Below are 25,431 nucleotides of genomic sequence, written 5' to 3' on the forward strand. Positions count from 1 at the left end.
GTCGCAACTCCCTGACGGTGACAGTCCATGCACCACAACGAAGCAGCTAAGTCGTTGTCGGCACAAGCATAACGCCCGATTATCCATAACTATCAGGGCAACGTCATGCATTGAATTATCATTAAACACACTTGTTTACATACAGGCAGATGCAGACCGACGCAGAGGCCAGAACACCACTGTAACAAGACTGCCGGCAAGGCCCTCTACCCTCAGCACAAGCACCCTGCCCGGGTGGTGACGATGAGGCACAAAAAAGCCGGAGCAGCCCAGGCTACTCCGGCTCTTGTGTACGGCTCAGTGAGAAACGCGGCTGGTGCCGTTGACGGTCATGATGCGTACGCGCTCACCGACACGAAACACCTGGTTCGGCTCGACTTCCTGCACGTAGGCACGCAGGGTGCCGTCATCTTCACGCACGGTGATTTCCACGCCCTGGGTTCGGGTCAGGCCTTCTTCGGCTGCAGCGCCGAGCAGACCACCGGCAACGGCGCCGACCACCGCCAGAACCGCACTGCCGCGTCCGCCACCAAGCGTGCTGCCACCGATACCACCGACCACGGCACCGGCACCGGCACCGATTGGTGTCTTGGTCCCTTCGATCTGTACCGGACGCAGCGACTCGATGGTGCCCATGCGTACCGTTTGCACCGCCCGGGCCTCATCACGGCTATAGGTGTCGCCGGTGAGACGTGACTGACAGCCGCCAAGAACAAGCAGTGCGGCCAGCGAAGTGATGAGCAGAGTAGGTTTACGCATAGCAATTCCTCCAGAGGTATCTCGAACCATTAGACGCCGGGCGAGAGCAACTGTCACGACAGAGTCTGAACAATATTTGTTTCTGACAGACCCAGTTCAGCCAGATCCCTCTGTCAGCCGCGCGCCAGTCGCCAGAGCCGGGCAATATCCGTACTGCGTGCCTGCAACTCAGCTGCCGCGCCAGCCATGGCCTGCTCCAGCGACAGCGGCCCCGGCGCCAGGCTAAACGCGGCCTCGATACCCGCCTCGTACAACGCCTGGTAGTTATCACCCAGGCTACCGGACAAGGCGATGACCGGCACCCCGGCCGCCCGCGCCACACGCGCTACACCAACGGGCGTTTTGCCATGCAGGGTCTGGGCATCCATGCGTCCTTCCCCGGTGATCACCAGATCGGCATTTTTCATCGCCGCTGCGAGGCCGGACAGTTCGGCCACCAGCTCGATACCCGGGCGGAAGCTCGCCTTGAGAAATGCGCGCGCGGCAAAACCAAGCCCACCCGCCGCACCGACACCGGGAAACTCGGCGTGATCCTCCCCCAGCGCTGTCGCCGCCACAGCAGCGAAACGGCCCAGCGCCGCATCCAGTTGTGCGACATGCTCAAGCGTCGCGCCCTTCTGCGGCCCGAACACCGCAGAAGCACCATGCGGGCCGCACAGGGGATTGTCGACATCGGCGGCGACCTCCACCTGCACATCGCTCAGGCGCGCATCCAGGCCACTCAAATCGAGCCTGTCGAGGTTCGTAAGCGCCGCACCGCCCGGCGCCAGCTCATGCCCCCGCGCATCGAGAAAACGCATCCCCAGCGCCTGCAACAGCCCCATACCCGCATCATTGGTGGCACTGCCGCCCAGCCCCAGGATGATGCGCGTGGCACCGGCATCCAGCGCCTCACGGATCAACTCACCGGTGCCGAAACTACTGGCCAGGCGCGCGTCACGCTGCTCACGCGGCACCCAATGCAGACCGCTGGCTGCGGCCATTTCAATCACCGCCGTTCCCTGCCCCAGCCAGCCCCAATGCGCCTTGACCGGCGCCCCCATGGGGCCACGCACCTCGCATTCACGGCGCTCACCACCGACGGCAGCCAGTACGGCATCGACCGTACCCTCGCCACCGTCGGCCATCGGCCGCAGCAGGCATTCGGCTTCGGGGAACACCTGCTGCCAACCACGCGCGATAGCCATGGCCACATCGGGCGCACTGAGACTCTCCTTGAAGGAGTCGGGAGCAATGACGATCTTCATCCTGGGTACCTCGGCAGGGGCAGACGGCCGCAGCCGCCTGCCGATAAAGCGGATTACAGCAGAACCAGGCTAAGCAGCCAGACGGTGAGCATGCCGGCCACGCCCTGGATCAGGGTCGCCATGGTCTGCGCGCGGTAGGCAGTCGAGACCTTCATGCGACTGAACTGGGTGACGACCCAGAAGAAGCTGTCGTTGGCATGCGATACCGTCATCGCGCCGGCGCCGATAGCCATTACAGTCAGCACGCGGCCCATCTCGCTGTCGAGTCCCAACTGACCAAGCAGCGGTGCGACCAGCGCCGAGGTGGTGACCAGGGCCACCGTGGTAGAGCCCTGCGCACTCTTCAGCGCGGCGGCAACCACGAACGGCATAAACAGACCGATCCCCAGCGCCGACAATGTAGTACCGAGGTAATCGCCCAGCGGCGTGACCTTGAGAATCGCCCCGAACGCGCCACCAGCACCGGTGATCAGCAGAATCGGCGCTGCGGACACCAGCCCCTCGGCCACATAATCATGAAACTCCTGACGCTTGTCGGCGCTCTTGAGCAGCGTGCAAGCCAGCGCCAGACCGACCAGCAGAGCCGCGATGGGCTGACCGAAGAAGTTCAGCAGACCAAACAGCAGACCATCACCGAACGGTTTGCTGGGGAAGACGGCAATCGAGCCCAGGCAGATCAGCACGATGGGTACGAAAATCGGCGCGAAGGCCTGGAAGGCGCTGGGCAGCTTGCCATAGCGCGCCTTGAGCGCCTCGAAATCGACCGCATCATCGAGCAGCTCGCTCGGCGCCTCTTCCAGCAGTTCCTGGTCGTTCTGCTTGAGGAAGCGATTGGCCCAGAGCATGCCGGCCAGCGCAGTGACCAGAGCAACCAACAGGCCCACGGCGATCACCAGGCCCAGCGAGCTTTCCAGACCAAGATTACCGGCGGCCGCAATCGGGCCGGGGGTCGGTGGTACGAAGGTATGAGTGGCATACAGGCCAGTGGCCAATGCCACGCTCATGGCCACCACGGAGACTTTCATGCGCGCGGCCAGGGCATTCTTCAGCGAGTTGAGAATGACGTAGCCGGAGTCGCAGAACACCGGAATCGATACCAGATAACCGATGATCGACATGGTCAGCGTCGGGAAGCGCTGGCCCAGCAGGCGAATCACGGTTTCTGCCATGGTGATGGCCGCACCGCTGCGCTCGAGGATCACCCCAATGATGGTGCCCAGCGCAATGACAATACCGATGTAACCAAGAATGCCGCCAAAGCCCGAAGCGACGGTCTTGAGAATCTCCGGTGCGGGCAACTGATAGGCGAAGCCGGCGATGATCGCGGCGCCCAGCAGAGCGAGAAAGGGGTGCAGTTTCAAGCGGGTAGTGGACAGTACGATGAACGCGATCAGCGCCACCAGGATCAGGACCAGGCCCATGACCAGTCTCCTCGTTGTTGTTATGACCGGACTCGGTGTCCGGCTGGGAATGCCGACAGGCAGGCAATTGTGGCTCAGCCTCTGACAACAGACCCTGTGCACCGGCACCAAAAATCGAGAAACCCCCGGGCCAGTTTCCGTTCACCCGCACAATATCGCTCAACTGCCTGCAGCCCCTAGCTGTCCAGCAGGCCAAGCCCCAGTGACAGCTGCAGGCGCTGATCGAAGCGGTTGAGATCCAGGCCACTCAACTCGCCAATGCGTTCCAGCCGATAGCGCAAGGTATTGCGGTGAATGCCCAGCGCCTGGGCACAGCTTTGCACCTGACCGTCGTGTGCACACCAGACTTCCAGTGTCGCGCGTAGCGTGCCTTGCGGATCCTGTGCCAGCACCTGGCGCAGCGGCGCCAGCCAGCCCTGCAACAACCAGCTATGGCGCTGGGCATAGAGCAGTGTAGGCAGGCGCAATTCTTCCAGACGCAGCAGGCGCCGCTCGGGAAAGCGCGCCTGGCCATAGGCCTGCAGATCGCGCAGCACCAGGCTGGCCTGACGCAGCTCGGCCAGGTCATGCAGCGGATCACTCAGCGCCAGCGAGCGCACGCCCCACTCGCGCTCATCGGCCTGCTGCAACCAGCCCCGATCATCGCGCGTGCTGCTGTAGGGCCGGCACCAGAGCAACTCATGACGTCCTAGCGGCGCAACCAGATGCTCACTCTTACCACCCAGCGCGGCGAGCAGACGCGCCTGACGCGGCAAGGGATCGCCCTCTCCATCGAGTTGCAGCAAACACATCTGTCGTGGCCAGGTCAGTTGCAGCCCCAGACGTTCGGCATCGACTTCTAGGCTGGAGAGGCGCAGGTGCGGGTCGAGCAACTGGCGCAGCCAGGCTTCCTGCTGATGCCGCTGCCAGTGCCGCTCGGCCTGCAGCACGCGATGCTCGACCAGCATCTCGGCGGCCATCCGCACCAGCTCGGCATAAGGCCGCACGATCTCGGGGTCACCCGTGATACCGAGCACGCCAATCAGACGCTCGGCATGCAGCAACGGCAGATTCACGCCGGGTTTGACGCCACGCAGGCAGGTCGCCGCCTGCGCATCGATCTCCACCACGCGGCGGTTGGCCAGCACCAGTTGCGCACCTTCATGACGAGTGTGCAGGCGGCTGGGATCACCGCTGCCGATGATCATGCCCTGCGCATCCATCACGTTGATGTTGTGCGGCAGGATGGCCATGGCGCGATCAACGATATGCTGCGCCAGAGTGGAGTCGAGTTCGAGCATGAAAAACGGCCTCGCGAATGAGGCCGTCATTGTAGGCACGCCTGCGGCGCCTTACGAAGTCTCCCTCGCAGCGCCGGCGAAACCTTCAGCTAGTCAGGGTTCACTCCGCAGCTGACGCTGCAGCGTTCTCCACAGGCTTGTCATCTGCTGGCGCTTTGGCCTTGGCCTGATTGCGCCGCGCCTCGACACGCTGGCGTCGGGCCTGCTGCCTGGCATGCAGCGCCTGCGCCGCGGTCACCACACCAACGGGCTGGCCTTGCAGATCGAGACGCGGCGCGTTCTCGGTCATCGCCGACCAATAACGGCCGCCCCGACACCAGGCGGCAATACCCAGCTTGAGCTGCTCGAGGTTGATCCCGAGCTGCGACAGATGCTGCTCGGCGTCCTTGAGAATGCCCTCTTTCAGCGGCACCTTGGGCGCCGGATTGACCGGGAAGGCCAGGGGGAAGTGCTTCTGCAGGCGCCAGATCGCCTCGACGGCCGGGTCCTGCTCACGCGCCCGGGTCTTGGCCGGTTGCTTGCGCTTTGGCGGCGTCGCGCGTTCGGTCTTTACCTGCTGTACCTGCTCTACCTGCTGTTTCTCGGCCCGCAGGCGGTCACGTAGCTCGGCTAATTGTTCAAAACCCATCGTTCGGTTCGCAGCGTCCTGGTTGGTTCGTGGCGCAAGGGTAGCGTATGTGCTCGCTTCTTACAGCCTTATTGGCAGATAAAGCAGATCCACTGGCCGCTCAGGCAACGAAGCAGCACATCCGCCGGAGGCATCGGGCTTGCCAGGCGCCCACTGTCTCCTGGCGAGTCTAGCGGGACTGTGTGTCCGAAAAGCATCGCCATAGACGAATGACCAGCAGCATCACCAGCCAGGTATAAATGGCGGCCATCAGATCATCCAGCACGATGCCCAAACCGCCGCCTACGGCCTCTAAAAGATTCACCGGCGGCAGCTTGAGGGCATCGAACAGTCGAAACGACACGAAGGCGACCAGGAGCATAGGCAGGCGCGGCATTGAGGCGAGGCCCAGTACAGAAACCGGGAAGACCAGATACTCATCGGCAACGATGCGCGGCAAATCCCCACCCCCCAGCCACATTGAAGCCCAATGACACAGGGGAATGGCCATGACCACCAGAACCATCATGATCACGGCCTGACGTCTGACCGGGTAATTCAACAACCACCAGGCCAGAGGCAGGCCAAGTAGCGAGCCAAAGGTTCCGGGCATAAGGGGCAGTTGGCCCAGACCAAAGCCTGTTGCCAACTGTACGACCATCATTTCAACCAGCATCACGTCTCCAGAGAGTGCACCTGATGCGCCGACAAACCGCACGACCTGCAGGCAGCGACGAGGCACGCGCCAGACCAGCCATGCCTGACGCGCCATTTCGCATCTGCCGCCCGCAGAGCGCTATACCCTTCGGGTGACAGTCACTAGGCAGCAGTGGCCAGGGGCAGTATGCGCCCGAGAATATCGGCCAGCGTCACCACGCCCACCAACTGCCCGTCACGCATCACCACAGCCAGTTGCACACTCGATTTACGCATCAGTGCCAACGACTCGTAGACCGGCGTTTTGGCCTCCAGGACGAAAACCTGACGAGCGATTTCCGTAGCAGGTCGCGTATCCGGCTCCAGCAGTGTGTCACGCAGGTGCACCACCAGCGGCAGGCTGTCGCCCTGCCCCAGGATCAGGATACGAAGGTGGCCCGACTGCGCGGCGGCGAAACGCACTTCGGCAACCGTTGCCTGCCATGTGACGTGAACGGGGACGGCATCACTGGTCACCAGCTCCTCGATCGGCAAGGTGCCAAGATCGATCAGACTGGATATCTGCTGCTGCAACCCAGGCTGAAGGGTTCCAACTTCAGCGGAGTGCTCGACCAACTTGCGAATGGTGGCGATGTCCTGCCCGCCTACCGCAGCGCTCTCGACCGGCTCGACACCGGACGCCTTGACCAGTCGGTTGGCAATACGGTTGACCCAACTCATCAGCGGGCGCAGTGGCCAGATGTAGGCGCGCGATACCAGGCCTACGGCAAGCGCCGAACGCTCAGGATGTGCAATGGCCCAGGACTTGGGCGCCATCTCGCCGACGACCAGATGCAGGAAGGTCACGACGAACAGCGCCAGGGCGAACGACGCTCCGCCAGCCGCCCACTCAGGTACGCCCCAGACAACCAGTAACGGGCCGAGCCAGTTATCGACTGCCGGCTTGGTCACCGCGCCCAGCGCAAAGGTGCAGAATGTAATGCCGAGCTGAGCCCCGGCCAGCATCAGGGTCAGATCATTCATCCCGCGCAGCGCGGCCCGCGCCGAACGACTGCTGGGCGCCAGCTCCTCGAGACGATGACGGCGAGCCCCCAGCAATGCGAACTCGATGATGACGAACAGCGCACTGAGCACGATGAGGGCAATGGTCACCAATGTGACGATCAGGGGATCATTCATTGGCTTTGCTCCTGCTTCAACGCCTCGACCAGCGTGACACGTACCTGCGTCGGCACGTAGCGTTCAACACGCAGCACTTCGATCACTAGCTGGCGCTCGATGGGCAGGTCGGAAACAAGCTCCGAGGGATCCTCGGGCAAGGTAATGGTCACGATGTCGCCTTCGGCGGGCAAGGCGCCCAGCTCCGCGATCAACAGGCCTGCGATGGTTTCAACCTCTTCACAGGGCAGGTCATAGCCAAGCACACGCTCGATTTCATCCAGGTGCACGTCACCGTCCATGATCCAGATGCCATCACCGCCGGGTATGAACGGATCGGCGTTATCTTCATCATGTTCATCGTTAATTTCGCCGACGATTTCCTCGGCGAGATCCTCAAGGGTCAGTACGCCGACGAAGCTGCCATATTCATCGATGACGCAGGCCAGTTGGTTGTTGGTCTGAATCAGTTCGGCAAGCGCATCCGGTAGTGCCATCAGGGTGGGAATGACCATGGCCGGTCTCATCACCGTTTCGACCGTTTCATCGGTATCGCCGGCCGCCAGACGCAACAGTACATCGGTAAGTTGAACGACACCGACAGGCGTGTCTTCGTGAATGACCGGGTAGCGCGTATGACCACTGGCCATGAGTTCGCGCAGCTTGCACAGCGTCGTCTCGGGAGTCAGCCAGTCAACCTGCGAACGCGGAATCATGGCGTGCTCAACGTCTTGCTGAGGGAAATCCAGAATACGATCCATCATCAGCGACAGTTCTACGGGAAGATCTCCACTGTCGCGCGAGTCGGAAATGATGTGCGGCAGATCGTCGGCAGAAACGCTCACATCCAGGTCATGTACCGGTTCGATCCGTAGCAGGCGCAGGAACAGATTGGCCGACTTGTCGAAGAAACCGATCAGCCAGCCGAAGACGGTCAGATAGATGAGCGTGGAGCGAGCGAGCCCCCTGGCCATGGGTTCAGCATTGGCGATGGCCAGGTTCTTGGGATAAAGCTCGCCGAAGATCATCTGGATAACCGTGGCAACCAGCAGCGCAATCAAGGTGCCGACGGTGACACCCACCTCGTATGCAACACCTGCACCGCCCAGCAGAACACCGAGCGACTGCCCTACCAGTGGCTCAGCCACAAAACCGACCAGCAGACCTGTCACCGTGATGCCCAACTGGGCACCCGACAGCATGAAGCTGGTTCGCTTCGTCACTTTGAGAGCGCGCTTGGCGGAGACGTTGCCATCGGCTGCAAGCACCGCAAGGCGGGTGCGGTCGACAGCCATGTAGGCAAATTCCTGGGCGACGAAATAGCCGTTTGCCGCAATGATGGCCAGGATAACGAGAGTGCCGAACAGCAGGGTAAGTATCGGCTCGATCACCGCATCACCCCGTCATATTCTGTTTCAGAAGAGGGTCTACAATCGCTGGGGCTTGAGGTGTCCACATTGGATCCGAGGTGACAAAGGGACGCCCATTATATTACTTCCAGGGCTCCACGCTACTTCGACGATCACCGCAGCAATACGGGCGCAGACCCGCCACGCGTGGCTTACGCCAGTGGCAGGGCGATTCTTAACATTTGAACACACATCCAGTCGCATCCCTGAACGGCTGGCAAGGCAGGTAACCAGGCGCCGACCATGGCCCCGGCTCACCTCACCGCCCCGCGTAACCATGCCCAGTGACAGGAAAGCCAGGCGACCTGTCACCGATGCCACCGGCGCAAGCATCACGCCGGCATGCGTGTCAGGGGGCCAGCCGTTCGCGAACCCAGGCTTCGCCCAGCAGACGATAGTTGAGGCGGTCATGCAGACGGCTTGGCCTGCCCTGCCAGAACTCGATGCGTTCGGGCAGCAGGCGGTAGCCGCCCCAGTGCGGCGGGCAGTGAGGCGCCTGGTTGAGGAAGCGTTTTTCGGTTTCCGCCAGCAAGCTCTCCAGCTCGGTACGGTCGCGGATCACCCGGCTCTGCGGCGAGGCCCAGGCGCCGATGCGACTGCCCAGCGGGCGCACCTGGAAGTAACCGTCGGATTCGGCCGCCGTGACCTGCTCGACACGCCCTTCGATACGCACCTGACGTTCCAGGCTGGGCCAGAAAAAGGTCATGGCAGCGAACGGACGTGCTGCCAGTTGCCGGCCCTTGGCGCTGTCGTAGTTACTGAAGAAGGTGAAACCGCGCTCGTCGAGACCTTTGAGCAGCAGCACCCGGCAGTGCGGGCGACCCTCTTCGTCGACGGTGGCCAGGGTCATGGCATTGGGCTCGACCGGCGGTTGCTCGGTCTTGACCGCATCATCGAACCACTGGCGAAAGAGGGAGAAGGGCTCTAGCGGCGCCTGAGTCTCGCTCAGGCCGTCGCGGGTATAGTCACGGCGCATATCGGCCAACGTCTGGGTCATGGCAATTCCTCAGGACGGAGCCGGCCACCTAACCGTAGGTTTCCGGCACCCGCCCGCGCAGGGTGGGCATGCCGGCAAGCTTACTCCGACTTGCCGACTTTTCCTTGATCTGCGGCAGCGACCTTGGGGGCGTCCTTGAACTGGGGCTTGGCCGGCTGGCTGTACTTGGCGATCAGCCCCTGCATGGTGTCACGCGAGGTCAGGAGGATTTCCACGCGGCGGTTGAGGGCACGGCCGGCAGCACTGTCGTTGGCGGCACGCGGCATGTCGGAGCCCAGGCCCATGACCTGCAGGCGATTCTGCCTGAGGCCGCTGAGGCGGAAGATGGAGGTCACGGCGCGCGCGCGCTGCTGGCTCAGCTCACGGTTGCTGGCGTCGTCACCGCTGGTGTCGGCATGGCCGAGGATGACCACAGCAATGTCTTCATCCTTTTCCAGCAATTTGGCCACGCGGGTGATCGGCCCCAGGCTGACCGGCAGCAGCATCTGCGGGCGATCCGGGTTGAACGAGCCCTGCACCGGGGCCGTCACCACCAGCAGGTTTTCCCGACGCTCGAACTCGAAGTGGCTGCCCTTGACCGCTTCACGCAGTTTTGGCTCGTATTCGTCGAGCCAGGCACGGGTCACCTGTGGTGGCGGCATCACGGCTGGTTTGGCGACTTCCTTCTTCTCCGAGCCGGCGCAGCCCGCGATCAGCAGGCAGCAGGTAAAGGCAAAAATCTTGTTGGCACGCATGTAGCCCCCGGGGTCAAACAAATCTAATGGTCGGTTCGTTATGGTTGGTACTGAACGGTTGGCGCGAGTTTAGCCGTTTCGGTCAGGTACAGTCCGCAATCTGTCGCGCAAGTTTCTGCGCGCGGGGGTCCATCAAGACGAACGGTCCCAGATTGTTGGTGACGAAGCCGAATGCCAGGTCTCGTTCCGGATCGGCAAAGCCACTGGAGCCACCGGCACCGGGATGACCGAAAGCCTTGGCGCTCATGCCATAGGTGGCATTGGCCACGTCGGCCTGATCGAGCATGCAACCCAGGCCGAAGCGGGTGCGGGTCAACAGGGTCTTGTCGTCGCCGACACTGTGCTCACGGGTCATTTCGCCCAGCAATTCGGCATCGAGCAGGCTGCCGTCGAGCAGGCCGGCATAGAAACCCGCCAGGCTGCGCGCGTTGCCATGACCGTTGGCGGCCGGCTGCTGCATGCGCCGCCACTCCGGTTTGTTGGTGCTGGTCATGATCGACGGCGGGTTGGTGAACGAGCGCGTGCTCATGGCGTTGGCGTCACTCATCATCACCTTGAGCAGACGCTGCGCGGCGGCATCGCCAAGATTGCCTTTGCCACGGGCGATATGGGCAACGCGGTCGAACTCGCTGTCCGCCAGGCCGACATGAAAATCCAGCCCCAGCGGCCTGGCGATACGCGCGGCGATGCTCTCGCCCGGGCCACGACCTTCCACACGGCGAATCAGCTCGCCGATCAGCCAGCCGTAGGTAATGGGCGCATAGCCATGACCCTCACCCAGCGGCCACCAGGGTTCTTCTGCCGCCAGCGCGGCGGCCATGGTCTGCCAGTCATACAACGCTTCAGCGGGCAGTGTCTGGCGCAGCGCCGGCAAGCCGGCCTGATGGCAGAGCAGGTGACGCACGCTGATGCGCTGTTTGCCGGCTGCGGCAAACTCGGGCCAGTAGCGCGCCACCGGAGCATCCAGATCGAGCTTGCCCTCACCCACCAGTTGCAGAGCCACCACGGCGGCGAAGGGTTTGGTGCAGGAAAACAGATTGGCGATGGTGTCGCTGTGCCAGGCCTGCTGGCCGTCCTTGTCCATCACCCCAGCCCACAGATCGACCACGGTTTCGCCGCCGACTTTCACGCACAGGGCCGCGCCCCGCTCCTGTGTGTCCTCGAAGAGTGCAGCGAATGCGTCTCTCACCGCTTCGAAGCGTAAGTCGAAATAACCCTGAATCTGCACGCTGCTCTCCCGTTACCTTGCTCGGCCAGATATGGCCAGTGATGTCAGCCACCTATCATGCAATGTTCTGAAACTTCATAAAATAGCGATGCCCGATTGGTTTTCCCTATGCTGAAAAAAGCGCGGCCTGATCTGACCGATACGCCCTGCATCCCGAGTCAGGCCGACAACCGTCGGCTACAGGTGGGCATGGCAGGCAGGCCGTCTTGGATCGACGCCCGGTACAGGAGAAACCAGTGCTCTACCTACTGTCCCTGATTGCCCTGGCTGCAATACTGGCACCAGGCCTGACGCGTCTGCTGGGTGCCCGCACTGGCTGGCTGCTGATGCTGGCACCGCTGGCGGCCTTTATCTGGTTCATTCAACAGATACCGCTGATCGCCGACGGCGGCGCTGTGATGCAGAGCGTCAACTGGATTCCGGCGTTGGGTATCAACCTGAGCCTACGCCTGGACGGCCTCTCGCTGGTATTTGCCCTGCTGATCAGCGGCATCGGCAGCCTGATCGTGCTGTATGTCGGCAGTTACCTGTCCAGCCACACTCACCTCGGCCGCTTTCACGCCTACCTGCTGGTGTTCATGCTGGCCATGCTCGGCCTGGTGCTGGCTGACGATCTGGTGGCGATGTTCGTGTTCTGGGAACTCACCAGCATCGCCTCCTTCCTGCTAATCAGCTTCCAACACGAAAAAGCCGTCTCGCGCCGCGCGGCGCTGCAGGCGCTGCTGATCACCGGCGGCGGCGGGCTGGCGCTGCTGGCCGGGCTAATCCTGCTCGGCGGTGCAACCGGCAACTGGCAGTTCTCCAGCCTCAGCGCCGAGCAGATCGAAGGCCACGTGCTGCTGCCGGCCATCATGGCGCTGGTGCTGCTGGGCTGCTTCACCAAATCGGCACAGGTGCCCTTCCACCTGTGGCTGCCCAATGCGATGAACGCGCCGACGCCGGTGTCGGCCTATTTGCATTCGGCAACCATGGTCAAGGCCGGTATCTACCTGCTGGCGCGACTCAATCCGGTACTCGGCGGCTCGGTCGGCTGGGGTACGCTGCTGATCACCATTGGCGCCGCCACGGCGGTGCTCGGTGCCTTCCTCGCCTTCCGCCAGACCGACCTCAAGCGTTTGCTGGCTTACACCACGGTCACCGTACTCGGTCAGCTGACCATGCTGATCGGCACCAACACCAGCTATGGCCTGCAGGCGTTCATTCTCTATCTGGTGGCACACTCTCTTTATAAAGGCGCGCTGTTCATGGCTGTCGGCGCCATCGATCACGCCACCGGCACGCGCGAATTGGCACGCCTGGGCGGTTTGATCCGGTTCATGCCATTGACCGGCGCGGCAGTGGCCCTGGCGGCATTCTCCAATGCCGGCCTGCCGCCGTTCTTCGGTTTCATCGCCAAGGAGTTCAAGTACAGCGGCCTGATCGAGATGGGCCATATCGGCTGGGCGGTAACGCTGGTGATGATTCTGACCAACGCCCTGCTGTTCGCCGCTGCCGGCCTGGTCTTCCTGCAGACCTTCCTCGGCAAGCGTGGCGATTATCCGCGCATGCCGCACGAAGTCGGCTTGCCGATGTGGCTGGGGCCGATGCTGCTGGCCATCGGCGGTTTCCTGCTCGGCGCCTGGAATGCCTGGCCGGAAACCTGGCTGGTGAACAATGCGGTGCAGGCCGTGGCGCGTGGCCCGGTGGATGTACACCTGTATCTGTGGGGCGGTATCACCCCGGCGCTGCTGGCCAGCTTGTTGACCGTATCGCTCGGTGTGCTCTTCTACATACTGCGTGACCGGGTACGGCAGGTGCTCGATCGTGCCAACGCGGCCTGGAATGTCAGCGGCGATCTGATCTGGGACCGCCTGCTCAAGCGCGTCTTCCATTTCGCCGGGCTGCTCGCTGCGCGCTTCCAGCATGGCTCGCTGCGCCAGCATCTGGTGCTGCTGGCTCTGGCAGTCGGCGGCCTGTTGGCGGTCGGTCTGCTGCCGGCGCTGCCGCAACTGCTGCAGGGCAGCTACAGCCCGATCTCGCCACTGGGCCTGGCGGGCTGTCTGATGGCACTGGCCGGCGCCATGACGGCGGCATTCCTGCCCGGTCGCCTGACCTTGCTGGCCGCCCTCGGCGCCTGCGGTCTGGGCCTGGCGATGGTGTTCATCTCGGTCAATGCGCCGGATGTGGCGATGACCCAACTGATGGTGGAAACCCTCAGCCTGATCTTCCTCGCCCTGGTGTTTCGCAAGATGCCCACCGTGCCGGCCAGTGGCGCCCGCACCCCCTGGAAGCGCCGCCTGCATGCCGGCGTGGCGATTCTCTTCGGCCTCAGTGTGACAGGCGCCCTGCTGCTCGCAGTGAGCCTGCCGCTGCCAGGCGACATCGCCCAGTGGTATCAGGCCAACAGCCTGCCGGGTGGTCATGGGCATAACGTGGTCAACGTGATTCTGGTGGACTTCCGCGCCTTCGACACCCTCGGCGAAATCCTCGTGGTCGCGCTCTCCGCCCTCGCCGCAGCCAGCCTGCTGGGCACCGGCCAACGCGTCGGCAATGAACACAGCGGCGAAGACGCCTTCAATTCGCCACTGCTGCGCCAGGGCCTGCGCCCGCTGGCCTGGCTGATGCTGGCTGGCTCACTGCTGCTGCTGTGGCGCGGCCACAACCTGCCGGGCGGTGGTTTCATCGGTGGCCTGGTGGCGGCCTGCGGCCTGATTCTGCTGGTGCTGACCTATGGTCACGGGCAGATTCGCCGCGTACTGCCCGTGGCCCCTGCGCAGTTGATCGGCATTGGCCTGGGCTGCGCGGCGGGCGCCGGTGTCCTGGGGCTGATCGCCGGCAGCGCCTTTCTCACCGGTCTGTGGACTTTCCCCGGCGGCTTGCCGCTGGGTACGCCCCTGCTCTTCGATGTCGGCGTATTCCTCACCGTGTTCGGCTCCGCCCTGCACATGATCGACAAGCTCACGGGAGTTCGCCAGTAATGGAATGGCTAGCTGCAATCACCACCGGTGGCCTGGCGGGTCTGGGCCTGTGGATGCTTCTGGATCGCAACCTCAAGCGTGTCGTACTGGGGATTGTGGTTCTGGGTAATGCAATCAACCTGGGGGTTATCACCGCCGGCCGTTTCTTCGGTGAACGCCCGGCCTTCGTCGAGGCCGGCAACGCAGTGAGCACGGCCAACCCGCTGCCGCAGGCACTGGTACTGACGGCCATCGTCATCGGCTTCAGCCTGTTCATCTTCACGCTGGCGCTGCTCAAACGCACCCGCGAACTGCACGGCGACAAGACCACCGACTCGGTCAGCGCAATCACCGAGCAACCGGCACCGGACTGGCACGACAGCGAGCACGAACAGGACGCCCATGGTACGGAGGCTCGCCGATGAATCACGCGTTACTGGTTGCCCCGATTCTCATCCCGCTGTGCAGCCTGTTGCTGGCAATCATCCTGCGCCGCCATCTGCTGGCCGTGCGCGTGCTCAGCCTGACAGGTGCCGTGCTGCTGCTGGCCGTTGGCCTGATGCTGGTGTGGCAGGCCGCGCAAGGCGTGGTGCTCAGTGGCCAGGTCGGCGGCTGGCAGGCGCCCTTCGGCATCAGCCTGGTGATCGACCGGCTGTCGGCGGTGATGATCGCCATCAGCGCCCTGGTCGCGCTGGTCACCCTGCTCTACGGCGTGGCCAAGGACAACGACAGCACCATCGGCCGCGACTTCCACCTGTTCATCCAGGGTCTTCTGACCGGCATCTGCGGCGCCTTCATCACCGCCGACATCTTCAACCTCTATGTCTGGTTCGAAGTGCTGCTGATCGCCTCCTTCGCCCTGATGGCATTGGGCGGTGGCAGCCGTCGGCTGGCCGGCAGCATGACCTACGTGGCGCTGAACCTGTTCGCCACGCTGATCTTCCTGCTCTCCGCCGGCCTGGTCTACGGCGCCAGCGGCACGCTGAACATGGGCGAGCTGGCCATGATCATGCGCAGCGGTGAGGCGCCACCGGGCGTGACACCGGCGCTGCTGCTGATGCTGCTGTCGTTTGCCATCAAGGCCGCGCTGTTCCCGGTATTCGGCTGGCTGCCGGCTACCTATCACGTGGCGCTGACAGCCGTTTCGGCGATGTTCGCCGGGCTCTTGACCAAGGTCGGCGTGTACGCGCTGATTCGCCTGGTGACCCTGCTCTGGCCGGAGTACGGCCTGCCCCACCAACTGCTGCTGTGGGTCGCCTGCGCCACCATGCTGGTAGGCGTGCTGGGCGCGGCGGCGCAGACCGAGGTGCGCCGTATCCTGTCGTTCCATATCGTCAGTCAGGTCGGCTACATGATCCTCGGCCTCGCCCTGGCCACCCCGCTGGCGCTGGCCGGCGCGGTGTTCTACCTGATCCACCATATCGTGGTGAAGGCCAATCTGTTCTTCATCGGTGGCCTGGCGGCGCGCATCTGCGGCTCCGAACGCCTGGCCGATATGGGCGGGCTGTACAAGCGCATGCCCTGGCTGGCGCTGCTCTTTGCCATTCCAGCGCTGTCGCTGGCCGGTATTCCGCCGCTGTCCGGTTTCTGGGCCAAGTTCCTGCTGGTCAAGGCCAGCCTGGACGCCGCAGCCTGGTGGGCGGCGGGCATCGCCCTGCTGACCGGCGTATTCACCCTGCTGTCGATGAACAAGATCTGGAACGAGGCCTTCCTCAAGCCTCATCCACGCGGTGAAGAGGCGCTACAAAAGGTGACTGGCATGCGCGCGGCCTGGGTGGGCATGAGCGCCCTGGCACTGCTGACCGTGCTGATCGGCCTCGGCGCCGGCCCGCTGATCGACTACGCCGTAGCGGCCGCCGCGCAGCTCGCCGACCCGCAGGCCTATCTGCAACCCTTCACCGACGCAGGAGGTACCTGATGCTGTTCATCATCCATTTGCTGGCCAGCGTCGGTCTGGCCTGGAGTCTCGGCGCCGGCCATCTCGGTGGCGGTCTGCTGGCCTTCGCCCTGCTCTACCTGCTTGCGCGCCTGCTGGGCCTGGCAATCGGGCGCCTGCGCCGGTATGCATGCAGCCTGGAACATGGCGTGAGCTTCTGTCTGTGGTTCATCGCTCAGGTGTTCATTGCGACGTACCAGGTTGCAGCCCTGGTGCTGGCGCGCCGTATCGAGGCCGAGCCGGCCATACTGGCCTACTCGGTGGCTCGCCGCGAGATTGACAAGGTGACGTTGCTCGGCACCCTGCTGACCCTGACACCCGGCACTCTGGTTCTGGAGTATGACGAGCAACAGGGGCTGCTCTATATCCACGCGCTCGATGCCCGTCGGCGCGAGGATGTGACCGATAACCTTACGCAACTGGAGCGCCGCCTGCAGGCTTGGATCGATGCAGGCAAAGCCGAAGGAGTAACGCCATGACCCTGCATCTGGCTGGTACCGCCTGGGTATTGCCCCTGGCCGCCGCGCTGCTCGCCCTGAGCGGCATGCTCGTGCTCTACCGCCTGCTGCGTGGGCCGAGTCGCCCTGACCGAGCCGTGGCCATCGATGCGCTGGCTCTGCTTGCCGTGGCCGCCATGTCACTGCTGTGCCTGATACGCGAAGAGGCGCTATTTCTGGACGCCGCCGTGCTCCTGGCTCTGGTGTCGTTTCTCGGCACGGCGGCCTTTGCCTTCCTGTTCGATGACGCCCACTGCCAGATACCGGACAAGAGTGAGGAACGCCCATGAACGACGTACAAGCCTGGCTGGCCTCGCTGTTGGTGCTGAGCGGTGCAGTGATCTCTCTGCTCGGTGCGATTGGCGTGCTGCGCCTGCCCGACAGCTACAGCCGCATGCATGCGGCGAGTAAGGCCGGCGTGCTCGGCGCCGTGCTGCTACTGGGCGCAGTGGCCTTGTCCAGCAGTGGCGAGCTGGCACTGGAGGCCTTTATCGGCCTGCTGATTCTGCTGGCCAGCGCTCCGCTGGCCGCTCACGCTATTGCCCGCGCTGCACACCGCGCCGGCATTCGGCCGACGCTCGGGCGTTTGGGTGATGAGCTGGAGCAGCGCAACAGGGGCGGTGAATAGATCCGTCAGTCGATCTGCCGGCGGAACGGCGGCAAGGCATTGAGGATGGCCTTGCCGTAACGCTGGGTCACCACACGCCGATCCAGCAACGTGATGGTGCCGCGATCCGCCTCGGTACGCAGCAGGCGGCCGCAGGCCTGCACCAGGCGCAGCGAGGCATCCGGCACGGCGATTTCCATGAAAGGATTGCCGCCGCGCGCTTCGATCCATTCGGCCAGGGCCGCCTCAACCGGGTCATCCGGCACGGCGAAGGGGATCTTGGCAATCACCACATGTTCGCAGTAGGCGCCGGGCAGGTCGACGCCTTCGGCGAAACTGGCCAGGCCGAACAGCACGCTTTCCTCGCCTGAATCGACGCGCGCCTTGTGCTTGTTCAGGGTTTCCTGCTTGGACAGGTTGCCCTGGATGAACACACGTTTGCGCCAGTCGCGTTCCAGGCCGTCGAACACGTCCTGCATCTGCTTGCGCGAGGAGAACAGCACCAGCGTGCCACGACTGCCGGCCACAAGGTTCGGCAGCTCGCGGATGATGGCCGTCGTGTGCGCAGCCGCCTCGCGCGGGTCGGCCTTCAGATCCGGTACCCGCAGCAAGCCCGCATCGGCATGATGAAAGGGGCTTGGCACGATGGCGCTGACTGCCACCCTGGGCAGGCCGGCGCGCATGCGGTAACGGTCGAAGGTGCCCAGCGCGGTGAGCGTGGCCGAGGTCACCAGGGCGCCGTGAGCGACGTTCCACAGATTGCGGCGCAGCGTCTCGGCGGCGAGGATCGGGCTGGCGTTGACCTCGATATCGAACAGCGCACCGCTCTCGGCCAGGGTCAGCCAGCGTGCCATGGGCGGGCTTTCCTCGGGGTCTTCGGCGGTAAAGGCCAGCCACAGCTCCCAGTTGCCCTTGGCTCGGGCCATCAGGCTGCCGAACAGCGGATACCACTCCTCGGCCTGGTGGCTGGCGATACCGACTGCGCCCTCACCATCCATGGCTTCCTTGAGCAGCTCGGTGACGCCGGTGAACAGGTCGTTGAGCTTGGAGAACCCCTTCTTCAGCTCCAGCCCCAGCTCGGTCAGGTGCTCCGGCACCACCCCGCCGACGAAGCGGTGACGCGGGCGCTCGCGTCCTTCCATGTCCTCGCCGGCCTTGAAATCGGCGATTTCTTCGCAGGCGGTGAACATGAACTGCTGCTGGGTCTTCAGCTCGCGGGCCAGCTCCGGTACCTGTTCGATAAGCCGGCCGAGATCACCCGGCAGCGGGTTCTGTGCCAGCAGCTTGGTCAGGTTCTTGTCGATCTGGGTCAGCCAGTCGGCGGTCGAGCGCAGGCGGGTGAAATGGGCAAAGTGGCCGATGGCCTTGTCCGGCAGGTGATGGCCCTCGTCGAATACATAGATGGTTTCGCGCGGGTCAGGCAGTACTGCGCCGCCACCGAGCGCCAGGTCGGCCAGCACCATGTCGTGGTTGGTGACGATCACATCGACCTTGCCCATGCCTTCGCGCGCTTTGTAGAAGGCGCACTGCTGGAAGTTCGGACAATGGCGGTTGGTGCACTGGCTATGGTCGGTGGTCAGTTGCGCCCAGCGGCTGTCCTCCAGCTCTTCGGGCCAGCTGTCGCGGTCGCCGTCCCATTTGTTGCCGGCCAGCTTCTCGATCATCGCGGTGAACAGCTTCTGGCCCTGCTCGTCGACGTCGATGCGAAAACCTTCTTCCTCGAACAGTTGCGCGGTGGCGCTCTGCGCGGCGCCGTCCTGCAGCAGGTGATCGAGCTTGGAAAGGCACAGGTAGCGACCACGACCCTTGGCCAGGGCAAAGCTGAAATTCAGGCCGCTGTTGCGTAACAGATCGGGCAGATCCTTGTGCACGATCTGCTCCTGCAGGGCGACCGTCGCGGTGGCAATCACCAGACGCTTGCCGGCAGCCTTGGCGGTGGGAATGGTGGCCAGGCTGTAGGCCACCGTCTTGCCGGTGCCGGTGCCGGCCTCAACCGCCACCACGGCCGGGTCGCCCAGACGCTTGCCCTCGTCATCGGTCTTGATGGTGCCGAGCACCTTGGCAATCTCGGCGATCATCAGGCGCTGGCCATAACGCGGCTTGAGCGACTTGGCTTCGAGAAAGCGCGAATAGGCGCCCTGGATCTGGGACTTGAGTTCGGTACTGAGCATGGATTCTGAAACGAAAAAGGCTGGATAAATTTTCAGTATTCGCGGAGCGGTCGCTATCATAGCGCGGCAATCGATCCGGCGCTGACTCGTGTGCCAATCGAATGAACCGACCTGCCAAACGGACCCTCTGGAGATACCGCATGACACCCTACGCACCACTCTATGCGCTACACCTGCTGGCCGCTGTCGTCTGGGTCGGTGGCATGTTCTTCGCCTGGATGATCCTGCGCCCGGCAGCAGTGGACACACTCGAACCGCCAGCACGCCTGCGCTTGTGGCTGAGTGTGTTCAAACGTTTCTTCGTCTGGGTCTGGGGAGCGGTGGCAGTCCTGCCCCTGACTGGCATCGGCATGCTGCACATGAGCTATGCCGGTTTCGATGCCGCACCGCGCTATGTGCACATCATGATGGGGCTGTATCTGGTGATGCTCGCTCTGTTCCTGCGTATTCAGGCACTGCAGTTGCCCGAACTACGCCGCGCCGTGGAGGCCGAGAACTGGCCGGCAGGCGGTGAGGTGCTGGGGCGAATTCGCAGACTGGTCGGCAGCAACCTGCTGATCGGCCTGGCGCTGATGACGCTGGCGGCCATGCGCCCGACATTCTGACGGGTGCTGCTGCCTGGCGAACCCAGGCAGCAGCGATGACTCAGAAACGGAAGACCTGCACGGCACCACTGCGGCCCGCCGCACCTTCGCGCCCGGGCTGGCCGGGCTGGCCATCGGCCGCACCGTCTACGCCATAAAGCAGACAACCCTTGGCAGCGCCGCCACGTCCGGGACGCCCTGCCGTACCGGCTGCACCACCGGCACCGCCGTCGAGCAGAACCTGCATGCGCTCGACCTCGACATGATGCGGCACTTCCAGCACCACCTTGCCGCCCGGTGCACCATCGTGACCGTCAGTACCATCCTGACCATCGTGACCGGCGCTGGCCTGGCCCCAGGTGCAACCACCCGGCTGACCGTGCGCACCATCGAGCCCGGCATAACCTGGCCTGCCCTGACCACCACGTACATCCACGGTGAGCGATTCGAAGGTCAGCTTGTGCAGCTTGAGACTGATCTCACGCCCAGGTGTCGCCGGCCGGGTATAGGTACCGGCGGCGCCCTTGGCGCTGATCCAGGCGCCAGGCCCGATATCGGCATCGTCGATGACCAGGCGCAATGGTTGATCGCCAGGCGCCACACCGATACGCGCATCGCGCCCCATGAACAACTGGCCGATACGCAACTCCGTCACGCTTGCCGGCACCATCAGCGTTGCCTGATCCGCCACCTCCAGCCGCTCGAGCTGCAGAGTGCTGCTGGCCACCGGCAAACGCATCAGCGTATTGGACGGTACGCTGATCTGCGTAGCGGCAGATGCAGTCCCCACACTCAGGCACAGCAACAGAACGAAACTACGCATGGGCAGCCTCCTCGAGCACAGCGGCTGCAACGGCATCACGCGGCTGCGCAGCCTTGAACGGGTACAGATGGAAAATGCCGAACAGCAGAATCTGCACACGCTCCAGCCAGGGGTTGGCCCGCGCCGCCACAAGGCTGGAAAACAGCCATAACTGCGCGACGTGCAAGAACGCCAGAAAACCCGCCAGCAGGTAAACGAGCTGTTCGAAAGGGGCCTCCAAACGCTTGCTCAAGGCGGCCCCGAAGACCAGCCAGAAGATCAAGGCCAACGCCTTGCCCATTCTCAACAATGCTTTCATCCCCGCCCTCGTGCAGCGCTTTTTCTAGTTAGCGCTGCACGTTACCCCCTCACCACCGGGACTGCCATAGCGACGACAGTTTTTTCATGACTTTGTTTGACGCACGCAAACTCCAGAAGCAGGCTCGAACACGGCCCATTCAGGCCTTGTCACAGAACATCCCCTGGGCACGCGCCTTCCCGTGCGACCGGAGTCGTACATACAAAAAAGCCCGGCCGGTAGAAACCGGTCGGGCCTTTGTGGATAACGCCTTGCCAGGCTTGAGCGAACGCCTTACGGCTGAGCTTCGACCTCGGCTTCTACACGGCGGTTGATGGCACGGCCATCAGCAGTCGCATTGTCGGCAACCGGACGGCTTTCACCGTAACCCACGGCCTGCACGCGACCGGACTCGACGCCATACTGGTTGACCAGCACATCACGCACAGCACTGGCGCGACGCTCGGACAGCCCCTGGTTGTAGGCATCGCTGCCCACGGAGTCAGTGTGACCTTCGACCACAGTGCTGGTTTGCGGGTACTGCTTCATGAAGTCGGCCAGCGCTTTGATATCGCCATAGCTTTCCTGTTTGACCTGCGCCTTGTCGAAGTCGAACTTCACGTCCAGCTCGACACGAACGGCCTCAACCGGTTCGGCGACGGCGACCTCCTCGACCACCACTTCCTCTTCGACGACTGCAACCTGCTGCGCATCGGCACCATGTACCCAGCAATAGGCTGCCGCCATCCCCGCACCGACCAGAGCACCACCGCCGGCCCAGGTAGAACTTTCGATTGCCCCTAACGCCGCACCACCAACGCCGCCTACAGCTGCGCAGGTGGGCCAGTCGGTTTTCTGCAAACCGGCACAACCGGTCAGCAGAGTGCTCGCCAGAATCAGGGGTACTGCGTTCCTTGTGATACTCATACTTTAGGTCTCCAATATTCATCGGCCCATAACCGACTCGATAGTAGTAAAGACAGAAGTTGTACAATCCGCCAGCTAGAGTCGCCCCTGCGGATAATTTCCCATCACTCTAGGCCTGATATCGACTCCACGTTAGTCTTTGCAGACTTTTCGAGGAAGTTCGATGACCGCCAACCTTAGCACTCGCACACCACAGCAGGCCATTGCGGCACTGCTTGCCCGCTACAGCCCCGAGAAACTGCTGCTCCTCGGTGCCAGCGAACTCCCCGCAGTCAACGCCTTTAGCGACGCTCACCCGCAGTGTCAGATCACCACTGCACCCGCAGCGCCCCTGGCGCCGGAACTGGCCGCACAGCGTTTCGACCTGGCCCTGCTGGTCGACTGTATGGAGCATTTACCCAAACGCGATGGACTGCAACTGCTGGGCGGCATCCGAAATCTCAACGCCAGCCGCATCGCGGTATTGCTTGACCTGCAGGCAGCTGCCTGGCAAGAAACCGACCTGTTCGCCCTGGCCATGCAGGCCAGCGAGCAATTCCAGCGCGAAGGGCAGACCCTGCATCTGTTCACCTATGATCTGCTCGATTACAAGCAAGTTCCGGACTGGTTGAACGCAAAGTTCTGGGCCAACCCGGAAAATTTCGGCAAGTACTGGTGGTAGAGCGATGAACCCTCTCGACTCCAATTGCCCCTGTGGCAGCGGCAATCCACTGAGCCAGTGCTGCGGCCGTTATCATGCCGGTACCCATGCACCCAGCGCGGAACTGCTAATGCGCTCTCGTTACAGCGCTTATGTGCTGGGCCTGGTGGACTATCTGATAGCCACCACCCTACCCGCCCAACAGCAGGCACTCGACCGTGAGGCCATGGCCGCCTGGAGCGCCCAGAGCACCTGGCTAGGCCTGGAAGTTGAGGGTGGCGAGGTGTTCGGCGGCAAACCGGAGCACGCGCAGGTCACCTTCATTGCCCGCTGGCATGACACACAAGGCGAGCATCGGCATCGCGAATGCTCCGCCTTCGTGCAGGTGGCCGAGCGCTGGTATTTCCTCGACCCGACAGTGCCTCTGAAGGCTGGTCGCAATGATCCCTGCCCCTGCCAGGGTGGGCAGAAATTCAAGAAGTGCTGCGCACCGTATCTGCACGGCTGACGCGCATCACAGATGAAAACGCCGTGACTACCTGCACCACTCACGGCGCTTGCCGGCCTGCTGGACGATCAGTCCAGCAGTTTCAGGTGCGAGGTATCCGGCGCTGGCGCAGGTGTCGAGGACTTGGCCTGGCCCATATCACTGCCGACAGGCGCCAGCGTGAATTGCGACAGGTCCACCGCCGGTGCAGCCGCGTCAGGCCGGGCATCCTGTAGATCGCTGCCCACCGGAGCGATGCCGAAATCCGGTGCATCGACATCGCTGAACGCCGCCATGTATTCATCGCGCGGGGCAACCTGCAGGCGACCGGCCCTGGCCACGGCAGGCGCACTCACCACAGCAGGTGGCGGCTCGGCAGGTGGCGGCGGTGCGAGCTCGACCTCCTCGATCAGCACGTCCATATCGACCACCTCCACCCGCGCACCGGCGCGCTCCAGCGTCGCCCGATACTTTTCCGCCCCAGCGGCATCGAGGTTGTTCTTGATCACGATACGGCGCCCGGAGAACAACTGGGCAATACGCTGAGCATCGGCCTGGAACAGCTTGGCCATGTTGGCCTTGACCAACTCCGGCTGGGCGCCCGGCACCAGTTGCCCGGAGAAGGCGATCTCATAGCGACTCATGGTCACACTCCTGTCCTATTCGCCGCTCAGTATGGCGCAGGTTCTTTTGCACTGACACGGCAGACGTCTCATTCACGCCTCATCGATTACCGACAGACCGCGACCGGCACGCTATCACCTTGAAAATAATGGTTGTACCCCATTGCAGCCAAGCGCTTGCTTGTTACACTGGGCCGCAACGGGGGTATGAAATGCTTTCTCAGGCGCAAATGATAAGAATTACCAGCCTACTGATGTTTTTAGGCCTGCTTTCAGGCCTGACAGGATGTTCCACCTGGGTGACAGGTAGCTTCAAGGATCCGGAAGTCCAACTCATCAATGTTGACGTGGTCAAGGCCAGGCTGCTCGAGCAGGAGTTTCGCCTGCGCTTTCGAATCGACAATCCCAATGGCGTCAGCCTGCCGGTACGCGGGCTGGACTATAACGTCCAGCTCAACGGCATCCAGCTCGCCGAAGGCTATTCCAACGAGTGGTTCACCGTACCCGCCCACGGCCACCACACCTTCGAGGTGCCGGTACGTACCAATCTCTGGCGTCATGTCCGACAGATCGTCAAAGCACTGGAAAAACCCGACGTACCAATTCGCTACAGCCTCCGAGGTGAAGTAAAAACCGGCATGATGTTTGGCCGTAGCGTGCATATGGCGCGCAATGGCGAGATAATTCCCGGCGATTTCATCCCCGAATAACCTGTGCGAGTGACACCATGAGCAACCAACCCCACGTCCACGGCCCCGACTGCAACCATGATCACGATCATCACGATCACGGCCATGTACATGGCCCGCATTGCAACCATGGCCATCAGGAGCCGGTACGCAACGCACTGAAGGATGTCGGCCGTAACGACCCTTGCCCATGCGGCAGCGAGAAGAAGTTCAAGAAGTGCCACGGCGCCTGAACCGCGCATGAGTGCCTTGAACCTGACCCTGCTGCTTGGCGGCCTGCTGCTGATCGCTGCGCTGGCCGCCTATGCCTGGCACCTGTGGCGCCGCGTGTGGGCTACCCAGCGCGCCCGTGATGAAGCGCAACAGGAGCGCCAGCAGCGTCTCGGTGGCGACCTGAGCATCCTCGCCAGCAGCCTGCTCGACGAGCAGTTGCCGCTGATCGAAGGCGCCATTCGCATCAAGGTGCTGCTCGATAACTATGACAGTGCCCTGAGCAATGACAGCCGCTGCCAGGTGTTCCATCTGCTTTTCGAAGCCACCGCCGAAGTGCCTACCCATGCAGCCTGGAAGGCTCTGGACAAGACCGAACGGCGCCGCTTCGAAAAACGCTTCAACGAGCTGGAACTGCAGCACAAGGCCGCCGCACGCAGCGCCGCGCGCTGGTTACTCGATGAAGGGCTGAAGAAGCCTCAAACGAGCGTCTGAGGCCTCTTGCCAGGCTCCACTGGCCTCATTAC

27 protein-coding genes and 1 pseudogene are annotated in these 25,431 nt (G+C 63.1%); 12 read left to right on the top strand and 16 right to left on the bottom strand.

Features of this window, described 5'->3' with window-relative positions:
- Positions 1–297 precede the first annotated feature (297 nt).
- The 11 genes from J7655_RS14525 to J7655_RS14575 all read right to left on the bottom strand — a co-directional run bounded on the left by J7655_RS14525 (position 298) and on the right by J7655_RS14575 (position 11,497).
- Positions 298–759, bottom strand: a complete 462-nt coding sequence (locus J7655_RS14525) for an outer membrane lipoprotein (protein ID WP_230925047.1) — start codon at positions 757–759, stop codon at positions 298–300.
- A 113-nt stretch (positions 760–872) separates the two neighbouring features.
- Positions 873–2,006 carry a glycerate kinase gene (locus tag J7655_RS14530; RefSeq protein WP_230925048.1) on the bottom strand — a complete coding sequence of 378 codons (1,134 nt, stop codon included), beginning with the start codon at positions 2,004–2,006 and terminating at the stop codon, positions 873–875.
- Between the two features lie 53 nt (positions 2,007–2,059).
- Positions 2,060–3,427 carry a GntP family permease gene (locus J7655_RS14535; RefSeq protein WP_230925049.1) on the bottom strand — a complete coding sequence of 456 codons (1,368 nt, stop codon included), beginning with the start codon at positions 3,425–3,427 and terminating at the stop codon, positions 2,060–2,062.
- Between the two features lie 176 nt (positions 3,428–3,603).
- Positions 3,604–4,707: a sugar diacid recognition domain-containing protein gene (locus J7655_RS14540; RefSeq protein WP_230925050.1), complete on the bottom strand. Its 1,104-nt coding sequence runs from the start codon at positions 4,705–4,707 to the stop codon at positions 3,604–3,606.
- A gap of 100 nt (positions 4,708–4,807) precedes the next feature.
- Positions 4,808–5,335 carry a ProQ/FinO family protein gene (locus J7655_RS14545; RefSeq protein ID WP_230925051.1) on the bottom strand — a complete coding sequence of 176 codons (528 nt, stop codon included), beginning with the start codon at positions 5,333–5,335 and terminating at the stop codon, positions 4,808–4,810.
- Positions 5,336–5,504: 169 nt separating this feature from the next.
- The gene (locus tag J7655_RS14550; RefSeq protein ID WP_230925052.1) at positions 5,505–6,086 is read right to left on the bottom strand and encodes a phosphatidylglycerophosphatase A family protein; all 582 of its coding nucleotides are present in this window, start codon (positions 6,084–6,086) and stop codon (positions 5,505–5,507) included.
- A gap of 47 nt (positions 6,087–6,133) precedes the next feature.
- Entirely contained in the window at positions 6,134–7,150 is a 1,017-nt protein-coding gene (locus J7655_RS14555) for a CNNM domain-containing protein (protein ID WP_230925053.1), read from the bottom strand.
- Positions 7,147–8,520, bottom strand: coding sequence for a hemolysin family protein (locus J7655_RS14560; protein ID WP_230925054.1), 1,374 nt, complete (start codon positions 8,518–8,520; stop codon positions 7,147–7,149). The genes J7655_RS14555 and J7655_RS14560 overlap by 4 nt, the downstream gene beginning before the upstream one ends.
- 367 nt (positions 8,521–8,887) lie before the next feature.
- Complete coding sequence (pdxH, locus tag J7655_RS14565; RefSeq protein ID WP_230925055.1) at positions 8,888–9,535, bottom strand: pyridoxamine 5'-phosphate oxidase; 648 nt, start codon at positions 9,533–9,535, stop codon at positions 8,888–8,890.
- A gap of 80 nt (positions 9,536–9,615) precedes the next feature.
- On the bottom strand, positions 9,616–10,269 hold the full coding sequence (locus tag J7655_RS14570) for an OmpA family protein (RefSeq protein WP_230925056.1): 654 nt from the start codon (positions 10,267–10,269) through the stop codon (positions 9,616–9,618).
- Between the two features lie 82 nt (positions 10,270–10,351).
- On the bottom strand, positions 10,352–11,497 hold the full coding sequence (locus tag J7655_RS14575; protein WP_230925057.1) for a serine hydrolase domain-containing protein: 1,146 nt from the start codon (positions 11,495–11,497) through the stop codon (positions 10,352–10,354).
- Between the two features lie 236 nt (positions 11,498–11,733).
- On the opposite strand from J7655_RS14575, the gene mbhE reads away from it, so the two are divergent.
- The 6 genes from mbhE to mnhG are packed head-to-tail and all read left to right on the top strand — an operon-like array spanning position 11,734 to position 17,494.
- The gene (gene mbhE / locus J7655_RS14580) at positions 11,734–14,454 is read left to right on the top strand and encodes a hydrogen gas-evolving membrane-bound hydrogenase subunit E (protein WP_230925058.1); all 2,721 of its coding nucleotides are present in this window, start codon (positions 11,734–11,736) and stop codon (positions 14,452–14,454) included.
- Positions 14,454–14,858: a Na+/H+ antiporter subunit C gene (locus tag J7655_RS14585; RefSeq protein ID WP_004423816.1), complete on the top strand. Its 405-nt coding sequence runs from the start codon at positions 14,454–14,456 to the stop codon at positions 14,856–14,858. The genes mbhE and J7655_RS14585 overlap by 1 nt, the downstream gene beginning before the upstream one ends.
- Positions 14,855–16,351 carry a proton-conducting transporter transmembrane domain-containing protein gene (locus J7655_RS14590; protein ID WP_230925059.1) on the top strand — a complete coding sequence of 499 codons (1,497 nt, stop codon included), beginning with the start codon at positions 14,855–14,857 and terminating at the stop codon, positions 16,349–16,351. The genes J7655_RS14585 and J7655_RS14590 overlap by 4 nt, the downstream gene beginning before the upstream one ends.
- On the top strand, positions 16,351–16,848 hold the full coding sequence (locus J7655_RS14595; protein WP_230925060.1) for a Na+/H+ antiporter subunit E: 498 nt from the start codon (positions 16,351–16,353) through the stop codon (positions 16,846–16,848). Before J7655_RS14590 ends, J7655_RS14595 begins: the two co-directional genes overlap by 1 nt.
- On the top strand, positions 16,845–17,156 hold the full coding sequence (locus J7655_RS14600) for a monovalent cation/H+ antiporter complex subunit F (RefSeq protein WP_230925061.1): 312 nt from the start codon (positions 16,845–16,847) through the stop codon (positions 17,154–17,156). Before J7655_RS14595 ends, J7655_RS14600 begins: the two co-directional genes overlap by 4 nt.
- Positions 17,153–17,494: a monovalent cation/H(+) antiporter subunit G gene (mnhG, locus tag J7655_RS14605; protein WP_230925062.1), complete on the top strand. Its 342-nt coding sequence runs from the start codon at positions 17,153–17,155 to the stop codon at positions 17,492–17,494. Before J7655_RS14600 ends, mnhG begins: the two co-directional genes overlap by 4 nt.
- 5 nt (positions 17,495–17,499) lie before the next feature.
- Here mnhG and dinG read toward each other — a convergent pair whose 3' ends face one another.
- Positions 17,500–19,644, bottom strand: a complete 2,145-nt coding sequence (gene dinG / locus J7655_RS14610) for an ATP-dependent DNA helicase DinG (protein WP_230925063.1) — start codon at positions 19,642–19,644, stop codon at positions 17,500–17,502.
- 140 nt (positions 19,645–19,784) lie between these two features.
- On the opposite strand from dinG, the gene J7655_RS14615 reads away from it, so the two are divergent.
- Positions 19,785–20,249: a CopD family protein gene (locus J7655_RS14615; protein ID WP_230925064.1), complete on the top strand. Its 465-nt coding sequence runs from the start codon at positions 19,785–19,787 to the stop codon at positions 20,247–20,249.
- Between the two features lie 40 nt (positions 20,250–20,289).
- Here J7655_RS14615 and J7655_RS14620 read toward each other — a convergent pair whose 3' ends face one another.
- From J7655_RS14620 to J7655_RS14630, 3 genes and pseudogenes are all read right to left on the bottom strand, one after another.
- Positions 20,290–21,051: a collagen-like protein gene (locus tag J7655_RS14620; RefSeq protein WP_230925065.1), complete on the bottom strand. Its 762-nt coding sequence runs from the start codon at positions 21,049–21,051 to the stop codon at positions 20,290–20,292.
- Positions 21,044–21,349: a DUF1145 domain-containing protein gene (locus tag J7655_RS14625; protein WP_230925066.1), complete on the bottom strand. Its 306-nt coding sequence runs from the start codon at positions 21,347–21,349 to the stop codon at positions 21,044–21,046. Before J7655_RS14625 ends, J7655_RS14620 begins: the two co-directional genes overlap by 8 nt.
- A gap of 273 nt (positions 21,350–21,622) precedes the next feature.
- Positions 21,623–21,973: pseudogene (locus J7655_RS14630) on the bottom strand (OmpA family protein); the annotation flags it as partial.
- A 445-nt stretch (positions 21,974–22,418) separates the two neighbouring features.
- Here J7655_RS14630 and J7655_RS14635 point away from each other — a divergent pair.
- Both J7655_RS14635 and J7655_RS14640 read left to right on the top strand, forming a co-directional pair.
- Entirely contained in the window at positions 22,419–22,916 is a 498-nt protein-coding gene (locus J7655_RS14635) for a DUF6231 family protein (RefSeq protein WP_230925067.1), read from the top strand.
- Positions 22,917–22,920: 4 nt separating this feature from the next.
- Positions 22,921–23,403: a YchJ family protein gene (locus J7655_RS14640; protein ID WP_230925068.1), complete on the top strand. Its 483-nt coding sequence runs from the start codon at positions 22,921–22,923 to the stop codon at positions 23,401–23,403.
- Between the two features lie 68 nt (positions 23,404–23,471).
- On the opposite strand, the gene J7655_RS14645 is transcribed toward J7655_RS14640, so the two are convergent.
- Entirely contained in the window at positions 23,472–24,026 is a 555-nt protein-coding gene (locus J7655_RS14645) for a hypothetical protein (RefSeq protein ID WP_230925069.1), read from the bottom strand.
- Positions 24,027–24,217: 191 nt separating this feature from the next.
- On the opposite strand from J7655_RS14645, the gene J7655_RS14650 reads away from it, so the two are divergent.
- Genes J7655_RS14650 through J7655_RS14660 form a run of 3 tightly spaced genes read left to right on the top strand, consistent with a single transcriptional unit; the run spans position 24,218 to position 25,399 of the window.
- Positions 24,218–24,715 carry an LEA/WHy family protein gene (locus tag J7655_RS14650; RefSeq protein ID WP_230925070.1) on the top strand — a complete coding sequence of 166 codons (498 nt, stop codon included), beginning with the start codon at positions 24,218–24,220 and terminating at the stop codon, positions 24,713–24,715.
- Positions 24,716–24,732: 17 nt separating this feature from the next.
- Positions 24,733–24,927 (top strand): SEC-C metal-binding domain-containing protein, encoded by a 195-nt coding sequence (locus J7655_RS14655; protein WP_147810524.1) that lies wholly within the window; start codon positions 24,733–24,735, stop codon positions 24,925–24,927.
- 7 nt (positions 24,928–24,934) lie between these two features.
- Positions 24,935–25,399, top strand: coding sequence for a DUF2489 domain-containing protein (locus J7655_RS14660; RefSeq protein ID WP_230925071.1), 465 nt, complete (start codon positions 24,935–24,937; stop codon positions 25,397–25,399).
- Positions 25,400–25,431: the final 32 nt, after the last annotated feature.

Source organism: Pseudomonas wenzhouensis, assembly GCF_021029445.1.
In the GTDB taxonomy this organism is placed as follows: domain Bacteria; phylum Pseudomonadota; class Gammaproteobacteria; order Pseudomonadales; family Pseudomonadaceae; genus Aquipseudomonas; species Aquipseudomonas wenzhouensis.